The following is a 20,180-nucleotide window of genomic DNA, read 5'->3' as shown; positions in this document are numbered from 1 at the left end:
CAGCCTGTCGCACCAAGCCGGACAGGCTGCCGGGGCGGTTCGAGGCGGGCGTCATCGGCGGGCTGAAACAGCCCGCCCTGTCTGGCCCGTCCCGGGCTGCCCTTTTTCATCGTCCGGCGGATCCGGGCGGCATGCAGGCCGCGAGGCGGGCGCAAGCGCGCACAGCCCACGCGGCATGGGTTCTTTTTATTTTTTACAGATTCAGGAGCCGACTCAGTGAAACGACGTGTCGTCATAACCGGATTGGGCATCGTGTCGCCCGTGGGCAATGATGTCCAGACCGCCTGGGACAACATTGTCCATGGGCGCTCGGGGATCGGCCGGGTGACGCGTTTCGACGCCTCGGTGCTCAACAGCCAGATCGCGGGCGAGGTCAAGGGCTTCGACGTCACCGACTACATGGGCGCCAAAGAAGCCAAGCAGATGGATTCCTTCATCCATTACGGCGTGGCGGCCGGCATCCAGGCCTGGCGTGATTCGGGCCTGGACATCTCCTCCGAGGACGCCGACCGCATTGGTACCATCATCGGCTCGGGCATCGGCGGTCTGCCTCGTATCGAGGAGACCCAGATCGAATACCTGCAGCGCGGAGCGCGCCGCATTTCACCGTTCTTCGTGCCGGCCTCGCTGATCAACCTGATCTCGGGCCAATTGTCCATCATGCTGGGCCTGAAGGGCCCCAGCTACGCCGTGGTTTCGGCCTGCACGACCGGGCTGCATTGCATTGGCGATGCCGCGCGCCTGATCGAATACGGCGATGCCGACATCATGGTGGCGGGCGGCGCCGAAAGCTCCGTGTCCCCCCTGGGCATGGGCGGCTTCGCCGCCATGCGCGCGCTGTCGACCCGCAACGACGATCCCGAGACCGCCTCGCGTCCCTGGGACCGCGACCGTGACGGCTTCGTCCTGGGCGAGGGGGCCGGTGTGCTGGTCCTGGAGGAATACGAACATGCCCGCCGCCGAGGCGCCCGCATCTACGGCGAATTCCTTGGCTTCGGGATGAGTTCCGACGCGCACCACATCACCAGCCCTGACCAGGACGGTCCGCGCCGGGGCATCCTGCACGCGCTGCGCAACAGCGGCGTGAATCCCGACCAGATCAGCTACGTCAACGCCCACGGCACGTCCACGCCCCTGGGCGACAAGAACGAGACGGCGGCGCTCAAGCTCGCCTTCGGCGACCATGCGTACAAGCTCGTGGTGAATTCCACCAAGTCCATGACCGGACACTTGCTGGGCGCGGCGGGCGGCATCGAGGCGGTCTTCACGACCCTCGCGGTGCACCATCAGATTTCGCCGCCGACCATCAATCTCTTCAACCAGGATCCCGAATGCGACCTGGACTATTGCGCCAACGAGGCGCGCGACCTGAAGATCGACGTGGCGCTGTCCAACTCCTTCGGTTTTGGCGGCACGAACGGTTCGATGCTGGTGGGGCGCCTCTGACTGCGGGAACCGGACAGGGCACGGCGCAGCCCCCGCGGACTGTTCCGTGTCTGATGCGCCCGAGCGGCATGCGCGCCGCGAGGCGGTTCCCGTGACCGAGCGCGAGGTCGACCTCGCGCTGGTTGAGCGCGTCAGGCGCGGCGAGCGCCACGCCTTCGATCTGCTGGTCATCAAATACCAGCGCAAGATCATGAGGTTGCTGTCGCGCATGATCCACGATCCGGCCGAGATCGAAGACGTCGCCCAGGAGGCCTTCATCAAGGCCTATCGCGCCCTGCCTCAGTTCCGGGGCGAGAGCGCCTTCTACACGTGGCTTTACCGTATCGCCCTGAACACCGCCCGCAACTGGCAGGCGGCCAGTTTTCGCCGGCCCGCCGCCGTGACGCCCCTGGAAAACGAGGACGGTGAAACTTTTGACCAGATCGATGGCCTAAGTGATCAGAGTACCCCCGAATCGCTGATGGCCAGCCGGCAGGTCGCCCAGGCCGTCAACGAGGCCATCGACGCACTGCCGGACGATCTGCGCGCCGCGATCGTGTTGCGGGAAATCGAAGGGATGAGTTATGAAGAGATCGCCAGCACCATGCAATGCCCCATCGGCACCGTCCGTTCGCGCATCTATCGCGCCCGCGAGGCCATCGCGGCGCGTCTGCGGCCGGTCATGGAACGCGATTCGGAACACCGCTGGTAAGGAGCCGTCATGAACGCCAAACCCGATTCCGCCGTGACAGAACGCGCCTGGGAAGCCTCGGTGTCCTCCTGGGTGGACGGCGAGGCCGACATCCGTTCCGAAGAACTGGACACCCCTTATGGGCGTCAGATATGGGACACCTACCATCTGATCGGCGACGTCATGCGCAGTCCGGACCTGGCGATCCGTCCGACCGACCGTTTCTATGCGCGCGTGTCGGCCGCCCTGGACGCCGAGCCCGCGATCGTCGCGCCGTCGCCGCTGATCCGTCGTCATCTGGTGCGCAACAGTCTGTCCGGGCTGGCGGTCGCAGCGGCCGTGGCGTCCGTCGTCTGGATGGCCCGCCCGTTCTTCTTCGCCCCGGACGCGCCGCCCTCCGCCGCGCCGGTCATGGCCCAGGCCGCCGAGACGGACGCGACCGATCCGGGCCTGGCCGACTACATGGCCGCGCACCAGTCGATGGCGGGCGCGGGTGCGGTGCGTCAGGTCTCCTACGACGGGATGGGAGCGCGCTGATGCCGGCCTGGGCGCGGGCCGGACGCCGGGCTGGGCTGTGTCTGGCACTGTCGTGGGCCGCCGCGGCCGGTGCGGCCGAGGCCGATCCGCTGGCGTTCCTGCGCCAGGTCCAGGCCGCAGCCCGGACCCTGGACTATGCCGGCGTCACTGTCTACCAGCAGGGCCGCATGCTCCAGTCCACGCATCTGGTCCACCAGGTCGACGGGACCGGCGAGCGAGAACGCCAGGAGGTCCTCGACGGCGCACCCCAGGAATGCCTGAGGCAGAACGGCATGGAACAGTGCCTGCTGCCGGAGCGCCGTCTCATCGTCGAGCGGCCCGCACACAGCGACCATTTTCCGGCCCTGCTGCTGGGCGAGGGCGCATCCATCGCCAAGCACTATGACTGGGAGCGCCTGGATCGCACCTACCGCGTCGCCGGACGGGAATGCGCCATATCCGAGTTGCGTGCGCGCGACGCATTGCGCTACAGCTACCGGATCTGCACCGATCTGAAGAACCATCTGTTGCTCAAGGCCCAGACCCTGGACCCCCAGGGCAGGCTGGTGGACCAGGTGGCCTTCAGCCGGGTTCAATTCGGGACGGAAATCCCCCCCGGGGCGCTGGCCTCGCGGTGGAACACCCGCGACTGGCAACTGCGGACCGAATCCAGCCAACCGGCCAACCTGGCTGCGAGGGGCTGGCGGTTCACGCCGCCCCCCGGCTTCAAGCCCATCGCCGAACTGACGCGCCAGATGGGTCCTGGCCATGCGGTCGATCAGATGGTGCTGTCCGACGGATTGGCGGCGATTTCGATCTTCATTGAAACCTTTGACCCGAAACGCGATCAAAGTATCAGACAGGGCGGCCTGAGGCAGGGCGCGATCAACATCTACCGGATGCGGTTGGCTTCCTACTGGCTGACCGCGGTCGGCGAGGTGCCCGCGCAGACTGTGCATGATCTGGCGCATGCCGTGCAATATTTGCCCCAGGCCGCTCACTGATCCTTCTATCCTCCAAGGAGAACTCCATGGCTTTTCATCTGCCGTACACCGCTGTGGCGCGCGCGGCGGCGAGCGCCGCCGTCAGTCTGGCGATGGCCCTGCCCATTGGCGCCGCCCAGGCGCAGGCGGTGGCCCCCCCCAGCGCGGCGCTGCCCGATTTCACCCAGGTGGTCCAGGAGACCGAAAGCTCTGTGGTCAACATCCGCACCACCGAGGCCGTGCCGGTCCGCCGCTCGCCCATGGGGCCCGGGAACGGCGATCCTTCCGAACTGTTCCGCTGGTTCTTCGGACCCGACTTCATGCCGCCCGGCTTCGGCCAGCAGGGCCCGCGCGCCCGGCCCAAGCAGCCGCCCGCCCAACCCCAGGGTGAGCGCACGGTGCCGCGCGGCATCGGCTCGGGCTTCGTGATCTCCGCCGATGGCTACATCCTGACGAACAATCATGTCGTGGACAATTCCAACGGCATCTTCGTCACCATGACCAATGGCAAGGAATACAAGGCCAAGGTCATCGGCACCGACGCCCGCACCGACATTGCCCTGATCAAGATCGACGCCTCCGGCCTGAAGCCGATCCCCATCGGCGACTCGAACAAGCTGCGCAAGGGGCAATGGGTGCTGGCGATCGGCTCGCCTTTCGGGCTGGATTCGACCGTCACGGCCGGCATCGTCAGCGCGATCAACCGCGACACGGGCGACTACCTGCCGTTCATCCAGACCGACGTGGCCGTCAACCCCGGCAATTCCGGCGGCCCACTGATCAATCTGCAGGGTCAGGTGGTCGGCATCAATTCGCAGATCATCTCGCGCAGCGGCGGCTTCATGGGCATTTCCCTGGCCATTCCCATCGACGAGGTCATGCGCGTGGTCGAGCAGCTCAAGGCCCACGGCAAGGTCACCCGCGGCCGCATCGGCGTGCAGATCACCGAGGTCCAGGACGACGTCGCCAAGGCATTGGGGCTGGACAAGGGCCAGGGCGCCCTGGTCAGCAGCGTCGAGGCCGACGGGCCGGCCGCCAAGGCCGGTGTCCATCCGGGTGACGTGATCACGGCTTTCAACGGCCAGGCCATCAAGCACATGACCGATCTGCCGCGTCTGGTGGGCGCGACCCGTCCGGGCACGAGCGCCACGGTCCAGGTCTGGCGCAAGGGCAAGTCGCTGGAGCTCAAGGCCACGGTCGCCGAGCTCGACGACAAGGCCGCGTCCCGCAACGACGAGACGCCTTCCCCCAATGAGGGAACGGACCGCCTGGGCCTGAAGGTCAAGGCCCTGCCTGCCGATGCCGGCGACCAGGGCGTGGTGGTCGACCAGGCCGATGGCGCGGCGGCGGCGGCGGGCATCGAGCCGGGCGACGTGATCCTGCGGATCAACGAGACCGACGTCTCCAGTCCGAAGCAGTACGCCCAGATCGTCAAGGGTCTGGACAAATCCCGCCCGGCCGTGCTGCTGGTCAGCCGCGATCAGCAGTCCCAATGGGTGATCATCAAGCCGCAATGATGCCCCTTCCGGGAAAAAGCTAAAATACGGCCTGAACGAGAAGGGGACGCCCCGCGGCGTTCCCTTTTTCATTTTTTCTTTCTATCTTCCTATGGACCACATCCGCAACTTTTCCATCATTGCGCACATCGATCATGGCAAATCGACCCTGGCCGACCGCCTGATCCAGCGCTGCGGGGGCCTGCAGGACCGCGAAATGGAGGCCCAGGTCCTGGATTCGATGGATATCGAGCGCGAGCGCGGCATCACCATCAAGGCCCAGACGGCGGCGCTGCGCTATACGGCGGCCGATGGCCGGGTCTATGCCCTGAACCTGATCGACACGCCGGGTCATGTGGATTTCTCCTATGAAGTCAGCCGTTCGCTGTCGGCCTGCGAGGGCGCGTTGCTGGTGGTGGACTCCACCCAGGGTGTCGAAGCGCAGACCGTGGCCAACTGCTACACCGCGATCGAACTGGGCGTCGAGGTCGTGCCGGTCCTGAACAAGATGGACCTGCCTTCGGCCGACCCGGACGCCGCCGCCGCGGAGATCGAGGACGTGATCGGCATCGACGCCACCGACGCGATCCTGGCCAGCGCCAAGACCGGTCTGGGCATCGACGAGATCCTGGAGGCCGTCGTGGCGCGGGTGCCGCCCCCCCAGGGCGATCCCGCCGCGCCGCTGCAGGCCCTGATCATCGATTCCTGGTTCGACAACTACGTCGGCGTGGTGATGCTGGTGCGGGTGGTCAACGGCACCCTGCGGCCCAAGGACAAGATCCTGCTGATGGCCACCGGCGCGACCCATCTGTGCGAACAGGTGGGCGTCTTCACACCCAAGTCCCAGCCGCGCGACCAGTTGTCGGCCGGCGACGTCGGTTTCATCATCGCCGGCATCAAGGAACTGGAACACGCCAAGGTCGGCGATACCCTGACATTGGCCGGCAAGCCGGCCGCGGCGCCCCTGCCGGGCTTCAAAGAGGTCAAGCCCCAGGTGTTCGCCGGGGTCTATCCGGTCGAGTCCAGCGAATACGACCAACTGCGCGATTCCCTGGAAAAACTCAAGCTCAACGATTCCTCGCTGATGTTCGAGCCCGAGGTCTCCCAGGCCTTGGGTTTCGGCTTCCGCTGCGGGTTTCTCGGTCTGCTGCACATGGACATCGTCCAGGAGCGGCTGGAACGTGAATTCGACATGGACATCATCACCACCGCGCCGTCGGTGGTCTACGAGGTCCTGCACCGCGACGGCACGCTGCTGAGCGTGGACAGCCCTTCGCGCATGCCCGAAGTCGGTCAGATCCAGGAAATCCGCGAACCCGTCATGACCGTGACGCTGTTCATGCCCCAGGAATACGTGGGGCCGGTCATGTCGCTGTGCACGGCCAAACGCGGTGTGCAACTGGACATGAGCTACCATGGCCGCCAGGTGCACCTGCGCTACGAGATTCCGCTGGCGGAAATCGTGCTGGACTTCTTCGACCGCCTGAAATCCGTGTCGCGCGGCTATGCTTCCATGGATTACGAGTTCAAGGAATACCGCGTGGCCGACGTGGTGCGCGTGGATCTGCTGATCAACGGCGACCGGGTCGATGCGCTCTCCATGATCGTGCACCGCGCCAATGCCCGTCACCGGGGACGGGACGTGGTCACGCGGATGCGCGGGCTGATTCCGCGCCAGATGTTCGACATCGCCATCCAGGCCGCCATCGGCGCGGAAGTCGTCGCTCGCGAAAACGTCAAGGCCTTGCGCAAGAACGTGCTGGCCAAGTGTTATGGCGGCGACATCACGCGTAAAAAGAAACTGCTTGAAAAGCAGAAGGCCGGCAAGAAACGCATGAAGCAGGTCGGCAATGTCGAGATTCCTCAGGAAGCCTTCCTGGCTGTCCTGCAGGTCGAGGATAAATGAGAAAGGACGCCGCATGAGTTGGGACTTCGCCTTGTTGCTGTTCGTCGCGCTGGTCGTGACGGGCCTGGTCTGGCTGCTGGATGTCGGGATGCTGCGCGGCCGGCGCCGCGCCCGCGCCGAGGCCGCCGCGCAGGCCTGCCGCAACAACGCCGCCGGACTCGATCCGGATGCCCTGCGGGTCGAATGCGACCAGGCCTATGAGCGCGCCAATCGCCCGTCCTGGTGGGTGGAATACTGCGTCAGTTTCTTTCCGGTGATCCTGTTCGTGTTCGTGCTGCGTTCCTTCGTGGTCGAACCCTTCCGGATTCCGTCGGGCTCCATGTTGCCGACCCTGGAAAACGGCGATTTGATCCTGGTGAACAAGTACGAATATGGGTTGCGTCTGCCGGTGATCGACCGCAAGGTCCTCGACCTGGGCTCGCCCCGGCGCGGCGACGTGGTCGTTTTCCGCTATCCGGTCGATCCGTCGGTGGACTACATCAAGCGGGTGGTCGGGGTGCCGGGCGATGTGATCGAATATCGCGGCAAGGTCCTGTCGATCAACGGCACGCCGGTCCCGCGCAGCCGCGACGGCGACTACTACGAGCCCGACCGCGCGGTCTACGTGGGGCAATACCGCGAACAGCTGGGCGACGTGTCGCACCGCATCCTGTTGAACACCCAGGCGCCTCAGGATCTGATGCCGATCACGCGCTTTCCGGATTTCCAGGCGTGCACCTATCTGCCCGACGGGGTGCGCTGCACGGTGCCGGCCGGCCATTACTTCATGATGGGCGACAACCGCGACAACAGCCTGGACAGCCGCTACTGGGGCTTCGTGCCCGACCGCAACATCGTCGGCCGCGCTTTCTTCATCTGGATGAACTTCGGCTCGCCGAGCCGGATCGGTGGATTCGAGTAATGGCTTCCCTGGACTCCCTGCAGTCCGCCCTGGACTATCGCTTTCGGGACGCGGCCCTGCTGGAGCGGGCCCTGACCCACCGCAGCCATGGCATGCCGCACAACGAGCGCCTGGAGTTTCTGGGGGATTCCGTGCTGAATTTCGTCGTCTCCACGCTGCTGTTCGCCGAGCACGCCGAAATGGACGAGGGCGACCTGTCGCGGGTGCGTTCGAACCTGGTCAAGCAGTCCGCGCTGGCCGACATCGCCCAGAACCTTTCCTTGTCGGCCCACCTGCGTCTGGGCGAGGGCGAACTGAAAAGCGGCGGCTTTCGCCGACCCTCGATCCTGGCCGACGCGCTGGAGGCCCTCTTCGGCGCCGTCTACCTGGATGGCGGCTATCCGGAAATCAGCCGCGTCATCGAACGCTTGTACCGCCCGATCCTGGCGCACATCGATCTGCGCACATTCGGCAAGGATCCAAAGACCCTGCTGCAGGAACTCGTCCAGGGTCGCGGCCATCCCTTGCCGCATTACGAGGTCGTCGCCACCCGGGGGGCAGCACATGACCAGATGTTCGACGTGGTGTGCGAGATCGCCCCGCTCGGCATCCGGGTGCAGGCTTCGGGCAGCAGCCGCCGTGCGGCCGAACAGGCCGCCGCCGGCCAGGCGATCGTCGCCATCGAAGCCCTGGGGCCCGCGCGCCGGGCGTCGCGCCGCCGCAAGCCGGCCCAGTTGTCCCTGCCCGTGGCCGTGGCGCAGGACACGCCCAAGAGCCAGAAGGAACAGGACAAGAAATGAACGCTACCAGCCCCAGCCGTTGCGGTTTCGTCGCCATCGTGGGCCGTCCCAACGTGGGCAAGTCCACCTTGGGCAATGCCCTGGTCGGGGCGAAACTGTCCATCGTCTCGCGCAAGGCCCAGACCACCCGCCACCGCATCCACGGCGTGCTGACGCGCGATCGGGACCAGTTCGTCTTCGTCGACACGCCGGGTTTCCAGACGCGGCATGGCGGCGCCATGAACCGCATGATGAACCGGGTGGTCACCCAGGCCCTGGCCGAAGTCGATGTCGTGATCCACGTGGTCGAGGCAGGAAAGTGGTCGGCGGGCGATGCGGGCGTGGTGCCGCTGCTGCCCAAGAACCGCCCGGTCATCCTGGCGGTGAACAAGGTCGACGCGGTCAAGGACAAGAACGCACTGTTCGCTTACGTGTCCCGCCTGATGGAACAATTTCCCTACGCGGCCGTGGTGCCGGTCAGCGCGCTGCGCGACGTGCAGCTCGACATCCTGGTCCAGGAGATCGCCCGCCATCTGCCGGAAGGCGAACATCTGTTCGAAGCCGACACGCTGACGGACCGGCCATTGCGTTTCCTGGCGGCCGAACTGATCCGGGAAAAGATCTTCCGCCTGGTCGGCGACGAGCTGCCCTATGGTTGCACCGTGGTGATCGAGCAATGGGAAGAAAACGCGGAAGGCGCGCGCATCGCGGCCTGCATCGTGATCGAGCGTGACAGCCATCGGCCCATCCTGCTGGGAGCGGGTGGACAGCACATGAAGCGCATCGCCACCGAGGCCCGCCAGGACATCGTCAAACTGCTCGAAAAGCCGGTCTTCCTGGACGTCTATATCAAGGTCCGCAAGGGCTGGTCGGATCGAGAGGCGGCCCTGCGGGAACTGGGCTATGAGTAGACGCGGCCAGCGCATCCTGGATGCGCGCGGCTACGTGCTGCACGCCAGCCCCTGGCGTGAAACTTCCCTGATCGTACAGGCCTTCACCCGCGACCACGGTTGCGTCGCACTGGTGGCCAAGGGCGCCAAACGTCCGTATTCCGCATTGCGTCCGGTGCTGGTCGGCTTCCAGCCGCTGTGGCTGTCATGGACCGGCTCGACCGAGGTCCGCACGCTGACGCGCGCCGAGTCCGGTCCGGTGCGACTGCTGGACGGCCGGGCGATGATGTCGGGCTGGTACATGAACGAGCTGATCCTGCGCCTGCTGGCGCGCGAGGATCCGCATCCGGGCGTGTTCGATGCGTACGAGGCCGCTCTGGATGTGCTGGCGGGGTCGCGGGAACGCCCTCATGCCGCCGTGCTGCGTCGTTTCGAATGGCTGTTGCTGGAGCAGGCCGGCTACGGGCTGGACGCCCCGATGCCGGACTTCGAGCAGGCGGGCGCCGGACCGTCGCTGCGCCAGGCGCTGCGGGAGCGCCTGGACGAAGTGCTGGACGCGCCGCTGCGCACGCGCCAGGTGCTGATGGAGCTGCAGCGCTACTGAGCGCTCGCGAACCGACGAAAACGATGAAAAAAGGCATCCTCCTGTCGGTGGCGTCCTCGGCGCTGTTCGCCACCCTGTACTACTACGCGACGCTGATGCGGCCCTTCGATGGCGATATCGTGTTCGCCTGGCGGATTCTGATGGGGTTGCCGATGCTGGCGCTGGTGGTGCAGCGCGCGCGCGGCTGGGGGGCGGTGCGCCAGGTCGCGCGGGATTTATCCCGGGGCCGCTTTCTCGCGGCCATGGTCGTGTGCTCGCTCCTGCTGGGGGTCCAGCTGTGGCTGTTCGTGTGGGCGCCGCTGCATGGCCATGCGCTGAATGTGTCCATGGGCTATTTCCTGCTGCCATTGGTGATGGTGCTGGTCGGGCGGCTGTTCTATCGTGAACGGCTCAGTGCCTGGCAGGCCTGGGCGGTGGCTTTCGCCGCATTGGGCGTCGGGCACGAGTGGTGGCGGCTGGGGACGGTGTCCTGGACCACGCTGCTGGTGGCGCTGGGTTATCCGCCATATTTCATGCTGCGCCGGCGGCTGCGGATCGACGCGCTGACCAGCCTGTGGTTCGACATGTTCTTCCTGCTGCCGGCTGCCGTCATTGTCCTCCAGGCCCAGGCCGGCGAGGCCGTGCGTCTGTTCGCCGCCCACCCGCGCCTGATCCTGCAGGTGCCCCTGCTGGGGCTGCTGAGCGCGGTGTCGCTGTCGATGTATCTGGCGGCCAGCCGCATGCTGCCCCTGTCCCTGTTCGGGTTGCTGAGCTACGTGGAGCCCATGCTGCTGTTCTGGGTGGCGTTCCTGCTCATGGGGGAACCCGTGGCCCCGGCCCAGTGGCTGACCTACGTGCCGATCTGGATCGCGGTGGGCCTGGTGGCGGCCGAGGGGGTGAGGAAGATGCGTTCCGGAGGACTGGGCTGACGCCAGCCAGTGTAAAAAAAGCGGGCCTTTCGGCCCGCCTTGATGTTCGATCGCCTGGAAAGGCTAGTCGCGGTTGCCGCCGAAGATGCCCAGCAGCATCAGCAGGTTGGCGAAGATGTTGTACAGGTCCAGGTAGACGGCCAGCGTGGCGGAGACGTAGTTGGTTTCGCCGCCCTGGACGATGCGCTGCAGGTCGACCAGCAGGAAGGCCGAGAAGATGCCGATGGCCAGCACCGACAGCGTCAGCATCAGGGCCGGGATCTGGAAGAACATGTTGGCCAGCGACGCCACGATCAGCAGCACCACGCCCACGAACAGGAATTTCTGCAGGTGGGTGAAGTCGCGTTTGGTGGTCGTGGCGACTGCGGCCATGACGCCGAAGACCGCCGCCGTACCGCCGAAAGCCAGCATGATGAGCTGGGCGCCGTTGCCCATGCCCAGGACGTGGCCCAGCAGTCGCGACAGCATCAGGCCCATGAAGAAAGTGAAGCCCAGCAGCAGGGCGACGCCCAGCGAGGAGTTCTTGTTGCGCTCGATCATGAACATCAGACCGATGGCGCCCACCAGGAACACCAGTGTGCTGATGCCGGGGCTGGTGGCCATGACCTGGTTCATGCCGAAGGTCAGACCGACGGCGGCCCCCAGGACCGTGGGGATCAGCGACAGCGCGAGCAGCCAGTAGGTATTGCGCAGGACGCGGTTGCGGGCGGCGGCCGGAGCGGCATAGGCGCCGGTGTCGGGGAGGGTATGGCGGAAGTCGGACATGGCGGTTTCCTGTGGTGCGTGGGGCCGGTGCGGGGCACTGGCCGGAATCACTTTAATCTTACAACAAGCTGAACGGTGTCGTCCATGTGAGCGGCATCGATCCGGGCCATACCGGGCAGCCCGGCATGGCAGTCCATTACATTAGACACTCAAGCGCCGCGATGGTTCCCGATGGCGGGATGGTCGGAGGGCAGGCGGTGTCCCCGCACATCGTGGCCGGCCTGCTGGTACGTGGCCCAGCGCCTGCGGGCGGCCTGGATGTCGGCTTCGTGACCGGAGACGATTTCCAGGATGCGCTCGAAGCGTCCGGCGTCGGGCGGGCACTCCAGGTCCAGGTTGAGCAACCAGCCCAGGGGCGGTGTACGGTTCAGGGTCGCGGCGTCGGCGACCAGGACCACATCGGCCTGGTCGGCCAGCGGGTCATCGGCCAGTACGTGCGGAATGAAGCTGGCCGGCTCGAATTCCCAGAGCAGCGCGTCGAAGCGCCGCAGGCGGCGCTCGTCGGTGCAGTAGACCAGCAGGCGGCGGCCCGCGCCGACGTGGCGCGCCGCCGTGCCGCAGGCCATGCGTAGCCGGTGGGCCGCGCCGTAGGCGAAATCCACCCGGCTCACCGGATCATGCCCCCGTGCCGCGCAATCCGGCCTGTGCGCTCGGGGCGGCCCGGCGCGCTCATGCCTGGCATTGCCCCAGCAGGTAGCCGACCAGCAGGGGCACGGGGCGACCGGTGGCGCCCTTCTGTTTGCCTTCGAGCCAGGCCGTGCCCGCGATGTCCAGGTGCGCCCAGGGATATTTTCCGGTGAAACGGGACAGGAAGCAGGCGGCGGTGACCGATCCGGCGGGCCGGCCGCCGATGTTGGCCATGTCGGCGAAATTGGATTTGAGCTGATCCTGGTAGGCGTCCTCAAGGGGCAGGCGCCAGGCCGGGTCCAGCGCCTGGCGGCCGGCGGCGAGCAGGTCTGCGGCCAGGGTCTCGTCCTGGGTGAACAGCCCGCTGTTGACGTGGCCCAGGGCGATCACGCAGGCGCCGGTCAGCGTGGCGACGTCGATCACGGCGGCGGGCTTGAAGCGTTCCGCGTAGGTCAGCGCATCGCACAGGATCAGGCGGCCTTCGGCGTCGGTGTTGAGGATCTCGATGGTGCGGCCCGACATGCTGGTGACGATGTCGCCGGGTTTGTTGGCGGTGCCGCTGGGCAGGTTTTCGCAACTGGGGACGATGCCGATGACCTCGCGCGGCAGGTTCAGTTCGGCCACGGCGCGCATCGTGCCCAGCACGCTGGCGGCGCCGCACATGTCGAATTTCATTTCATCCATGCCGGGGCCGGGCTTGAGGGAAATGCCGCCGGCGTCGAAGGTGATGCCCTTGCCCACCAGCACGATGGGGGCGGCCTTGCGGGCCGAGGCTGCGGCCGGGGTGTGGCGCAGGACGATGAAGGCCGGCGGTTCGGCCGAGCCGCGCGCCACCGACAGGAAAGAGCCCATCTTCAGGGCTTCGATCTTTTTCTGGTCCAGGACCTCGGCTTTCAGGGTCTTGAACTGTTTGGCCAGGCCGCGCGCCGTCTTGCCCAGGTAGGACGGGGTGCAGACGTTGGGGGGCAGGTCGCCCAGCAGGCGGGCCAGGTTCATGCCCGCGCCGATGGCCGCGCCCTGGTCCAGACCCGCGCGGGCCCGGGCGGCCTGGGTCCGGCCCAGATGCAGCACGAAGGCGCGCAGCTTGGTCGCGGGTTTGGACTTGCTGAAAGTGGCGTCGTAGCGGTAGGTGGCCGCGCTGACCAGCCGGGCCGCCGTGCGGGCGCAATCGGCGACGTCGGCGTCCGCGCAAGGCAGGGCGCACAGAGTGGAAACCGCGTGGCCCAGCCCGGCGCGCACGCAATAGGCGGCCAGGGCCTCGTGGGCGCGCGCCAGAATGGTTGCCGGAAGACGGTCCTGAGCGCCCAGGCCGAGTAAAATGACTCGCTCGGCGGTGATGCCGGCGGGCGCGTGCAGCGTCAGGATGGCGCCGGGCGCGGCGTCGAATTCCGCCTTGACGATGGCCCGGATCGCGCCTTTGGACGCCTGATCCAGGGCCTCGGCGGCAGGGCTCAGGACGCCGTCCTGGAACACGCCCACGGCCAGGGCCTGGGTCTTCAGCGTGTGCAGGGATGCCGACGTCGATGTGCTAAATTCCATTCGTTTTCCTTGGGTCCGGTGGATTCGAGAGCAGACGGTCCATTATTCCGCATTTTCCCATGTCATTGTTCAAGCGCGCCGTCTTTTCCGAGATCACCAGCCACGCGGGCATCGTGTTTTCCACGTTGCTGGTGGTGTGGCTGAGCGTGCTCATCGTGCGTCTGCTGGGCGAGGCGGCCAATGGCGACATCGGGGCCAACGTGGTGCTGGGCCTGGCGGCCTTTTCCAGCATCACCGCGCTGCCGGTGATCCTGTCCGTGACCTTGTTCGTGGCGGTGCTGACCACCGTCACGCGCAGCTATCGCGAATCGGAAATGTCCGTCTGGTTCGCCAGCGGCCTGTCGCTGGGCCAGTGGCTGTGGCCCGTGATGCGCTTCGCCCTGCCGGTCGCGGCCGTGGTGGCGGTGCTGACCCTGACGGCCTCGCCCTGGGCCTATGGCCAGATCGCCGAATACCGCCAGCGCTTCGAGCAGCGTTCCGACTTGTCCAAGGTCTCGGCCGGCCAGTTCATCGAGACTGACGATGGACGGCGGGTCTTCTTCGCCGAATCGCCCACCCGACCGGACGATGAACTGGGCCGGGTGGTGGCCCGGATCATCGAGCCTGACTGGCTCAGCGTCGTCACGGCCGAAAGCGCCGCCATCCGCACCGAGGCCAACGGCGACCGCTTCCTGGTGCTGGGGCCGGGGCATCGCTACGACCTGAAGCCGGACTCACCTGAAATGCGCATGCTCGATTTCGATCATTACGGCGTGCGCATCGAGAGCCGCAGCGATCCCGGGGCACTGGAAGCCAGGCGGCAACAGGCCTTGCAGCAGATCAAGGCGCGCCCGAGCCTGGATCTGATCACTCAGGGCGATCCCGAGTCCCTGTCCCAGCTCATGTGGCGCCTGTCGTTGCCGCTGGCGGTCCTGAACCTGGCGCTCATCGCCCTGCCGCTGGGCGCGGTGAATCCGCGCCTGGGCCGATCGGGCGACCTGCTGATCGCCGGCCTGCTGGCCCTGCTATACATGAACCTGATCAATCTGTCGCGCGGCTGGATCGCCAACGGCACGCTGTCCTTCGGCGTCGGCCTGTGGCTGGTGCATGCCGTGTTTCTGGCGCTGGGCCTGGGATTGATGTGGCGGCGGGTGCGCATGCCCAAGCCCAGGCGTCGCAAGGCTCCGCCGGCCTGAGCCTTTTTCAGCCCCGGGCGGGGGGCTTTCCGGGGCCGGGGTCCGGGCGGCGGAGGGCGTAGGACGGCGTCCAGTCCCCGGCCGGGGTGCGCAGTTCCCGGGCCCGGCCATCCAGCAGATCGCGGTTCAGCGCCACGGCCTGTTTCAGATAATCCCACAAGGCCATCACCCGGCGTGTGCGGTACAGATCCTCGTGGCAGTACATCCAGAAACTGCGCGTGACCAGGACCGAATCGGCCAGCACGGACTCCAGGCGCTCGTCCTGGGCCGCCAGGAAGCAGGGCAGAACCGCCAACGCCTGACCACCCAGGGCCGCCTGGTACTGGGCCAGCACGCTGGTGCTGCGGAACACCACGCGCGAGGGCGGCACCAGGTCGTCCAGGTAGCGCAGCCGGTCGCTGAACAGCAGTTCGTCCACGTAGCCGATGAAGGTATGCCCGCCCAGATCGGCCTGGCGCCGGATCGGCGCGTGGCGGGCCAGATAGTCGCGGGTGCCGTATAGCCGCAGGCTGTAGTCGGCCAGCTTGGTGCACAGGTAGGGACCGCGCTGGGGGCGCTCCAGCGCGATGGCGATGTCGGCTTCGCGCTTGGACAGGCTGATGAAGCGCGGTACCGGCATGATGTCCAGGGTCATCGCCGGGTGGCGGCGCTGGAAGTCCACGATCAGGGGGGTCAGGATCGTGCTGCCGAAACCTTCCGTGGAGCCGATCCGCAGATGACCGGACGGCATCTGGGCGGCGCCGGACAGCGATTCGCGGGCCGCCAGCAGCGCGCTCTCCACTTGCTCGGCGTGTGCGAAAAAGCGCAGGCCCTCTTCGGTCGGCGTGTAGCCACTGGCACGGGATTTGTCGAACAGCGTTACCCCAAGATCCTGTTCCAGTGCGCGGATGCGCCGCGTGACGGTGCTGTGCCGCACCCCCAGGCGCTGCGCGGCGGCACTGGCCCGCTGCGTGCGGGCGACTTCCAGGAAATAGCGGATCGCGTCCCAATCGGTCATGGTTTCTCTTGTGCAAATATCGTCAATGAATGTGCAAATATTTTGATGGTAATAAGTTTTTCACACAACTAAACTGAACCGGGGAGCAACGACTCTCCCGGTCTGCCGCACGGACGGCGGGCTCGAACGACAACGGAGACAAGACCATGCAGAAATTCACGCCGACCCTGGCGGCCGCCCTGTGCGCCACCGCGCTGTCCATGTCCGTTTCGCAGGCGGCGACCCCGCCTGTCAAGATCGGGGTGCTGACCGATATGTCGGGCACTTACGCGTCCATGGGCGGCATGGGATCGGTCGCGGCGGCGCAACTGGCCATCGACGACTGCCTGAAGGCCGAATGCAAGGGCATGAAGATCGATCTGGTGTCGGCGGACAATCAGAACAAGGCGGATGTGGGGGCGGCGCGCGCCCGCGAATGGTTCGATCGCGACGGGGTGACGGCCATCGCCGACCTGACCAATTCCGCCGTGGCCCTGGCGGTGCAGAACATCGCCCGTGAAAAGAACAAAGTCGTGATGTTTTCCGGTCCGGCCACCACGGACTTGACCAACAAGAGCTGCTCTCCGGTGGGCTTCCACTGGATGTTCGACGTCTATTCCCAGTCCATCGGCGGCGTCAAGGCCATGTTCGACAAGGGCGGCAAGTCCTGGTTCTTCATCACGGTGGACTACGCCTTCGGCCATTCTCTGGAAAAGGGCGCGTCCGATATGGTCAAGGCCTTGGGCGGCACGGTCAAAGGCTCCGTCCCGCATCCGCTGAACGCGCCGGACTTCGCCTCCTATCTGCTGCAGGCGCAGAGTTCCGGCGCGCAGGTCGTGGCCCTGGCCAACGGCGGCCAGGATACGGTCAACGCGATCAAACAGGCGCGCGAATTCGGCATCGTCAAGGGCGGCCAGCGCCTGGCGTCCCTGCTGGTGTTCCTCTCCGACCTGCGCGCGCTGGGCCTGGAAAACGCCCAGGGCCTGAGCTATGTGGACGGCTTCTACTGGGACTTCGACGATGCTTCGCGCGCCTGGTCGGCCCGTTTCGCCAAGGCCTATCAGGGCAAGAAACCCACCATGACGCAGGCCGGGGTGTATTCCAGCGTGCGGCATTACCTGAAGGCCGTGGCGGCCACCGGCTCCACCCAGGGAGATACGGTGGCGGCGAAGATGCGCGAGATCCCGATCCAGGATCCCATCATGCACAATGCCTCCATCCGTCCCGACGGCCGGGTGATCCACGACATGTACCTGTACGAGGTCAAGAAGCCCGCCGAGTCCAAGGGCGAATGGGACCTGTCCAGGCTGGTGGCCACGATTCCGGCCAAGGACGCCTTCCAGCCCTTGTCGGCCTCGACCTGCCCGCTGGTCAAGCACTGATTTCCGCTTTCACTGAATTTACCCAGGAGGTTTGAATGAGCGACATCCCACGCGTCCCGCTGCTGATCGGCGGGGAACTCGTCCAGTCCGAAACCACGGAATGGCGCGACGTCATCGATCCGGCGACCCAGGAAGTGGTCGCCCGGGTGCCTTTCGCCACGCCGGCCGAGGTCGAGCGGGCGGTGGCCAATGCCAAGGAAGCTTTCAAGACCTGGCGCAACACCAGCCAGGCCAAGCGCCGCCAGATCATGGTGGACTTCGCCCAGTTGCTGCGGGAACATACCCCGAAGATCGCCGAGGCCATTTCCCGCGAGCATGGCAAGACCCTGCCCGACGCCGAGGGCGAAGTCGCGCGCGGCCTCGAAGGCGTCGATCACGCGGTGTCGGCCAACACCCTGCAACTGGGCGATTACGCCGAGAACGCCGCCACCGGCATCGACGTCTATTCGGTCATCCAGCCCCTGGGCGTCTGCGCCGGGATCACGGCCTTCAATTTCCCCGTGATGCTTCCGTGCTGGATGTTCCCCATCGCCGTGACCTGCGGCAATACCTTCGTCTACAAGCCGTCCGAACAGGATCCCACGGCTTCGCTGATGGTGGCCCAACTGGCCCTGGAGGCCGGCTTGCCGCCGGGGGTGCTGAATGTGGTGCATGGCGGGCCGGACGTCGCCAACGCCCTGTGCGACCATCCCGACATCAAGGCCGTTTCCTTCATCGGTTCGACCCGCGTCGGCACGGAAATCTACCGACGCTCCTCGAACGCCGGCAAGCGCTGCCAGGCCATGATGGGCGCCAAGAACCACAGCGTCATCATGCCCGACGCCGACCGCGAGGCCGCCCTGAATTCGATGCTGGGCGCGGCCTTCGGCGCGGCCGGTGAACGCTGCATGGCGATTTCCGTGCTGGTGCTGGTGGGCGAGGCGCAGAAATGGCTGCCCGACTTCGTCGAGCGCGCCCGCAAGCTGAAGATCAACGTCGGCACCGACCGCCAGGCGGACCTGGGGCCGCTCATCTCGCCCGCCGCCAAGCAGCGCGTCGAGGGTTTCATCCAGAAGGGCGTGGACGAGGGCGCCGAACTGCTGCTCGATGGTCGCGGCGTCAAGGTCGCCGGCTACGAAAAGGGCAACTTCGTCGGGCCGACGGTCTTCAGCGGCGTGAAGGCCGGCATGAGCATCTACCGCGAGGAGATCTTCGGGCCGGTGTTGTCGGTGGTGCTGGTGGACACGCTGGAAGAGGCGGTGGCCTTCATCAATGCCAACCCCAACGGCAACGGCACCTCGATCTTCACGCAGGACGGCGGGCATGCCCGATATTTCCAGAACAACATCGACGTCGGCCAGGTGGGCATCAACATCCCCATCCCGGTGCCGGTGGCCTGGTTCAGCTTCACGGGCTCGCGGGCCTCGAAGCTGGGCGACCTGGGCCCCAACGGCCGTCAGTCGATCTACTTCTGGACCCAGACTAAGACGGTGACCGCCCGCTGGCAGGCGCATTCGCGCGAAGTCAACACCACGATCTCGATGAAATAGGGACGCTTCGCCCGCGCCCCTGAAGGGCGCGGGCCATGCTCCGGCTGGCCGCCCGCCTAAACAAATAACAAAAAATAATATTAAACAGGTTCTATATTACATATAATGGCTCTTCCTATAGGGCCATCGCCATGAACCTGCAGCAATTCCGCTTTGTCCGCGAAACGATCCGGCGCAACTTCAACCTGACTGAAGCCGCCCGCTCGCTGTATACGTCACAGCCTGGGGTGTCCAAGGCCATCATCGAGTTCGAGGACGAACTGGGCGTGCGGATTTTCGAGCGACACGGCAAGCGGCTCAAGGGCCTGACCAAGCCAGGCCAGGCCGTGTCCGCAGTCATCGACCGCATCATGCGCGAAGTCGACAACCTGAAAAAGGTCAGCGACGAATTCGCCCAGCGCGACGAAGGCTCACTGGTGATCGCCTGCACACACACCCAGGCCCGCTACCTGCTGCCGCGCGTGATCCCGGCGTTTCGCGCGCGCTTTCCCAAGGTCCATGTATCCCTGGCCGAAGGCAATCCGGAACATCTGGCCAGGCTGGTCCTGCACGAGCAGGCGGACCTGGCGATCGCCACCGAGACCCTGGCCCAGACCCCGGGCCTGGTGGCCCTGCCGGTGTACGCATGGGAGCACACGCTGGTGGTGCCTCCCGATCATCCCCTGACCGGGCTGACGTCCAGCGCCGCCCGCAACCTGTCGCTGGAGCACCTGGCCCGGTATCCCATCGTGACCTACGACCGGGCGTTTTCGGGGCGGCGCGCCATCGACGCGGCGTTCGAGCGGGCGGGGATCGAGCCCGACATCGTGCTGGAGGCCATTGACGCCGATGTGATCAAGACCTACGCCGACATCGGCCTGGGGATCGGCATCATCGCCGGCATGGCGTTCGACCCGCGTCGCGACAAGGGACTGGTCGGCCTCCCCGCCGGACATCTCTTCGGTCGGCACACCACCAGCGTGGCGATCAAGCGCGGGGTGTTCCTGCGCGATTTCGTCTATGTCCTGATGGAGATGCTGGCGCCGGAACTGTCGCGCGACGTCGTGGCCGAGGCCGTCGCCCAGCCGGCTCCTCCCGTCCGCGATGCGGCCTGAGCCGGGCCTGGGCGC

19 protein-coding genes are annotated in these 20,180 nt (G+C 66.2%); 15 read left to right on the top strand and 4 right to left on the bottom strand.

Annotation, left to right across the window (positions count from 1 at the left end; translation table 11 throughout):
• Nucleotides 1-216 precede the first annotated feature (216 nt).
• From fabF to rarD, 11 genes are all read left to right on the top strand, one after another.
• A complete protein-coding gene (gene fabF / locus O4H32_RS04755; RefSeq protein ID WP_269357186.1) occupies nucleotides 217-1,446 on the top strand; it encodes a beta-ketoacyl-ACP synthase II in 1,230 nt (409 codons plus the stop codon).
• A gap of 91 nt (nucleotides 1,447-1,537) precedes the next feature.
• Nucleotides 1,538-2,137 (top strand): RNA polymerase sigma factor RpoE, encoded by a 600-nt coding sequence (gene rpoE, locus O4H32_RS04750; protein ID WP_269357555.1) that lies wholly within the window; start codon nucleotides 1,538-1,540, stop codon nucleotides 2,135-2,137.
• A 9-nt stretch (nucleotides 2,138-2,146) separates the two neighbouring features.
• On the top strand, nucleotides 2,147-2,653 hold the full coding sequence (locus tag O4H32_RS04745; RefSeq protein ID WP_269357184.1) for a sigma-E factor negative regulatory protein: 507 nt from the start codon (nucleotides 2,147-2,149) through the stop codon (nucleotides 2,651-2,653).
• Nucleotides 2,653-3,636, top strand: coding sequence for a MucB/RseB C-terminal domain-containing protein (locus tag O4H32_RS04740; protein WP_269357182.1), 984 nt, complete (start codon nucleotides 2,653-2,655; stop codon nucleotides 3,634-3,636). The genes O4H32_RS04745 and O4H32_RS04740 overlap by 1 nt, the downstream gene beginning before the upstream one ends.
• 26 nt (nucleotides 3,637-3,662) lie before the next feature.
• Entirely contained in the window at nucleotides 3,663-5,132 is a 1,470-nt protein-coding gene (locus O4H32_RS04735; protein ID WP_407932613.1) for a DegQ family serine endoprotease, read from the top strand.
• A 91-nt stretch (nucleotides 5,133-5,223) separates the two neighbouring features.
• Complete coding sequence (gene lepA, locus O4H32_RS04730) at nucleotides 5,224-7,017, top strand: translation elongation factor 4 (protein ID WP_269357180.1); 1,794 nt, start codon at nucleotides 5,224-5,226, stop codon at nucleotides 7,015-7,017.
• A 13-nt stretch (nucleotides 7,018-7,030) separates the two neighbouring features.
• A complete protein-coding gene (lepB, locus tag O4H32_RS04725; protein WP_269357178.1) occupies nucleotides 7,031-7,918 on the top strand; it encodes a signal peptidase I in 888 nt (295 codons plus the stop codon).
• Nucleotides 7,918-8,697 (top strand): ribonuclease III, encoded by a 780-nt coding sequence (rnc, locus tag O4H32_RS04720; RefSeq protein ID WP_269357176.1) that lies wholly within the window; start codon nucleotides 7,918-7,920, stop codon nucleotides 8,695-8,697. The genes lepB and rnc overlap by 1 nt, the downstream gene beginning before the upstream one ends.
• Nucleotides 8,694-9,587: a GTPase Era gene (era, locus tag O4H32_RS04715; RefSeq protein ID WP_269357174.1), complete on the top strand. Its 894-nt coding sequence runs from the start codon at nucleotides 8,694-8,696 to the stop codon at nucleotides 9,585-9,587. Before rnc ends, era begins: the two co-directional genes overlap by 4 nt.
• The gene (gene recO / locus O4H32_RS04710) at nucleotides 9,580-10,170 is read left to right on the top strand and encodes a DNA repair protein RecO (RefSeq protein ID WP_269357172.1); all 591 of its coding nucleotides are present in this window, start codon (nucleotides 9,580-9,582) and stop codon (nucleotides 10,168-10,170) included. Before era ends, recO begins: the two co-directional genes overlap by 8 nt.
• A gap of 23 nt (nucleotides 10,171-10,193) precedes the next feature.
• Nucleotides 10,194-11,078, top strand: a complete 885-nt coding sequence (gene rarD, locus O4H32_RS04705; protein ID WP_269357170.1) for an EamA family transporter RarD — start codon at nucleotides 10,194-10,196, stop codon at nucleotides 11,076-11,078.
• 63 nt (nucleotides 11,079-11,141) lie between these two features.
• Here rarD and O4H32_RS04700 read toward each other — a convergent pair whose 3' ends face one another.
• From O4H32_RS04700 to O4H32_RS04690, 3 genes are all read right to left on the bottom strand, one after another.
• Nucleotides 11,142-11,843: a Bax inhibitor-1/YccA family protein gene (locus O4H32_RS04700; protein WP_269357168.1), complete on the bottom strand. Its 702-nt coding sequence runs from the start codon at nucleotides 11,841-11,843 to the stop codon at nucleotides 11,142-11,144.
• Nucleotides 11,844-11,992: 149 nt separating this feature from the next.
• Nucleotides 11,993-12,445 (bottom strand): DNA polymerase III subunit chi, encoded by a 453-nt coding sequence (locus O4H32_RS04695; RefSeq protein ID WP_331284273.1) that lies wholly within the window; start codon nucleotides 12,443-12,445, stop codon nucleotides 11,993-11,995.
• 67 nt (nucleotides 12,446-12,512) lie between these two features.
• Nucleotides 12,513-14,009 carry a leucyl aminopeptidase gene (locus tag O4H32_RS04690; protein ID WP_269357165.1) on the bottom strand — a complete coding sequence of 499 codons (1,497 nt, stop codon included), beginning with the start codon at nucleotides 14,007-14,009 and terminating at the stop codon, nucleotides 12,513-12,515.
• A 59-nt stretch (nucleotides 14,010-14,068) separates the two neighbouring features.
• On the opposite strand from O4H32_RS04690, the gene lptF reads away from it, so the two are divergent.
• Entirely contained in the window at nucleotides 14,069-15,184 is a 1,116-nt protein-coding gene (lptF, locus tag O4H32_RS04685; protein ID WP_269357164.1) for an LPS export ABC transporter permease LptF, read from the top strand.
• A 7-nt stretch (nucleotides 15,185-15,191) separates the two neighbouring features.
• On the opposite strand, the gene O4H32_RS04680 is transcribed toward lptF, so the two are convergent.
• Complete coding sequence (locus O4H32_RS04680; protein ID WP_269357163.1) at nucleotides 15,192-16,181, bottom strand: LysR family transcriptional regulator; 990 nt, start codon at nucleotides 16,179-16,181, stop codon at nucleotides 15,192-15,194.
• 146 nt (nucleotides 16,182-16,327) lie between these two features.
• Here O4H32_RS04680 and O4H32_RS04675 point away from each other — a divergent pair, with 146 nt between their 5' ends.
• From O4H32_RS04675 to O4H32_RS04665, 3 genes are all read left to right on the top strand, one after another.
• On the top strand, nucleotides 16,328-17,542 hold the full coding sequence (locus tag O4H32_RS04675; RefSeq protein WP_407932612.1) for an ABC transporter substrate-binding protein: 1,215 nt from the start codon (nucleotides 16,328-16,330) through the stop codon (nucleotides 17,540-17,542).
• A gap of 35 nt (nucleotides 17,543-17,577) precedes the next feature.
• Nucleotides 17,578-19,071: a CoA-acylating methylmalonate-semialdehyde dehydrogenase gene (locus O4H32_RS04670; protein ID WP_269357162.1), complete on the top strand. Its 1,494-nt coding sequence runs from the start codon at nucleotides 17,578-17,580 to the stop codon at nucleotides 19,069-19,071.
• 131 nt (nucleotides 19,072-19,202) lie between these two features.
• Entirely contained in the window at nucleotides 19,203-20,165 is a 963-nt protein-coding gene (locus O4H32_RS04665; protein WP_269357161.1) for a CysB family HTH-type transcriptional regulator, read from the top strand.
• Nucleotides 20,166-20,180 lie beyond the last annotated feature (15 nt).

This window comes from Castellaniella denitrificans (assembly GCF_027214045.1).
In the GTDB taxonomy this organism is placed as follows: Bacteria; Pseudomonadota; Gammaproteobacteria; order Burkholderiales; family Burkholderiaceae_B; genus Castellaniella; species Castellaniella denitrificans_A.
Note: the sequence above shows the minus strand (reverse complement) of the source record. Positions and strands in the feature narration are given on the sequence as shown.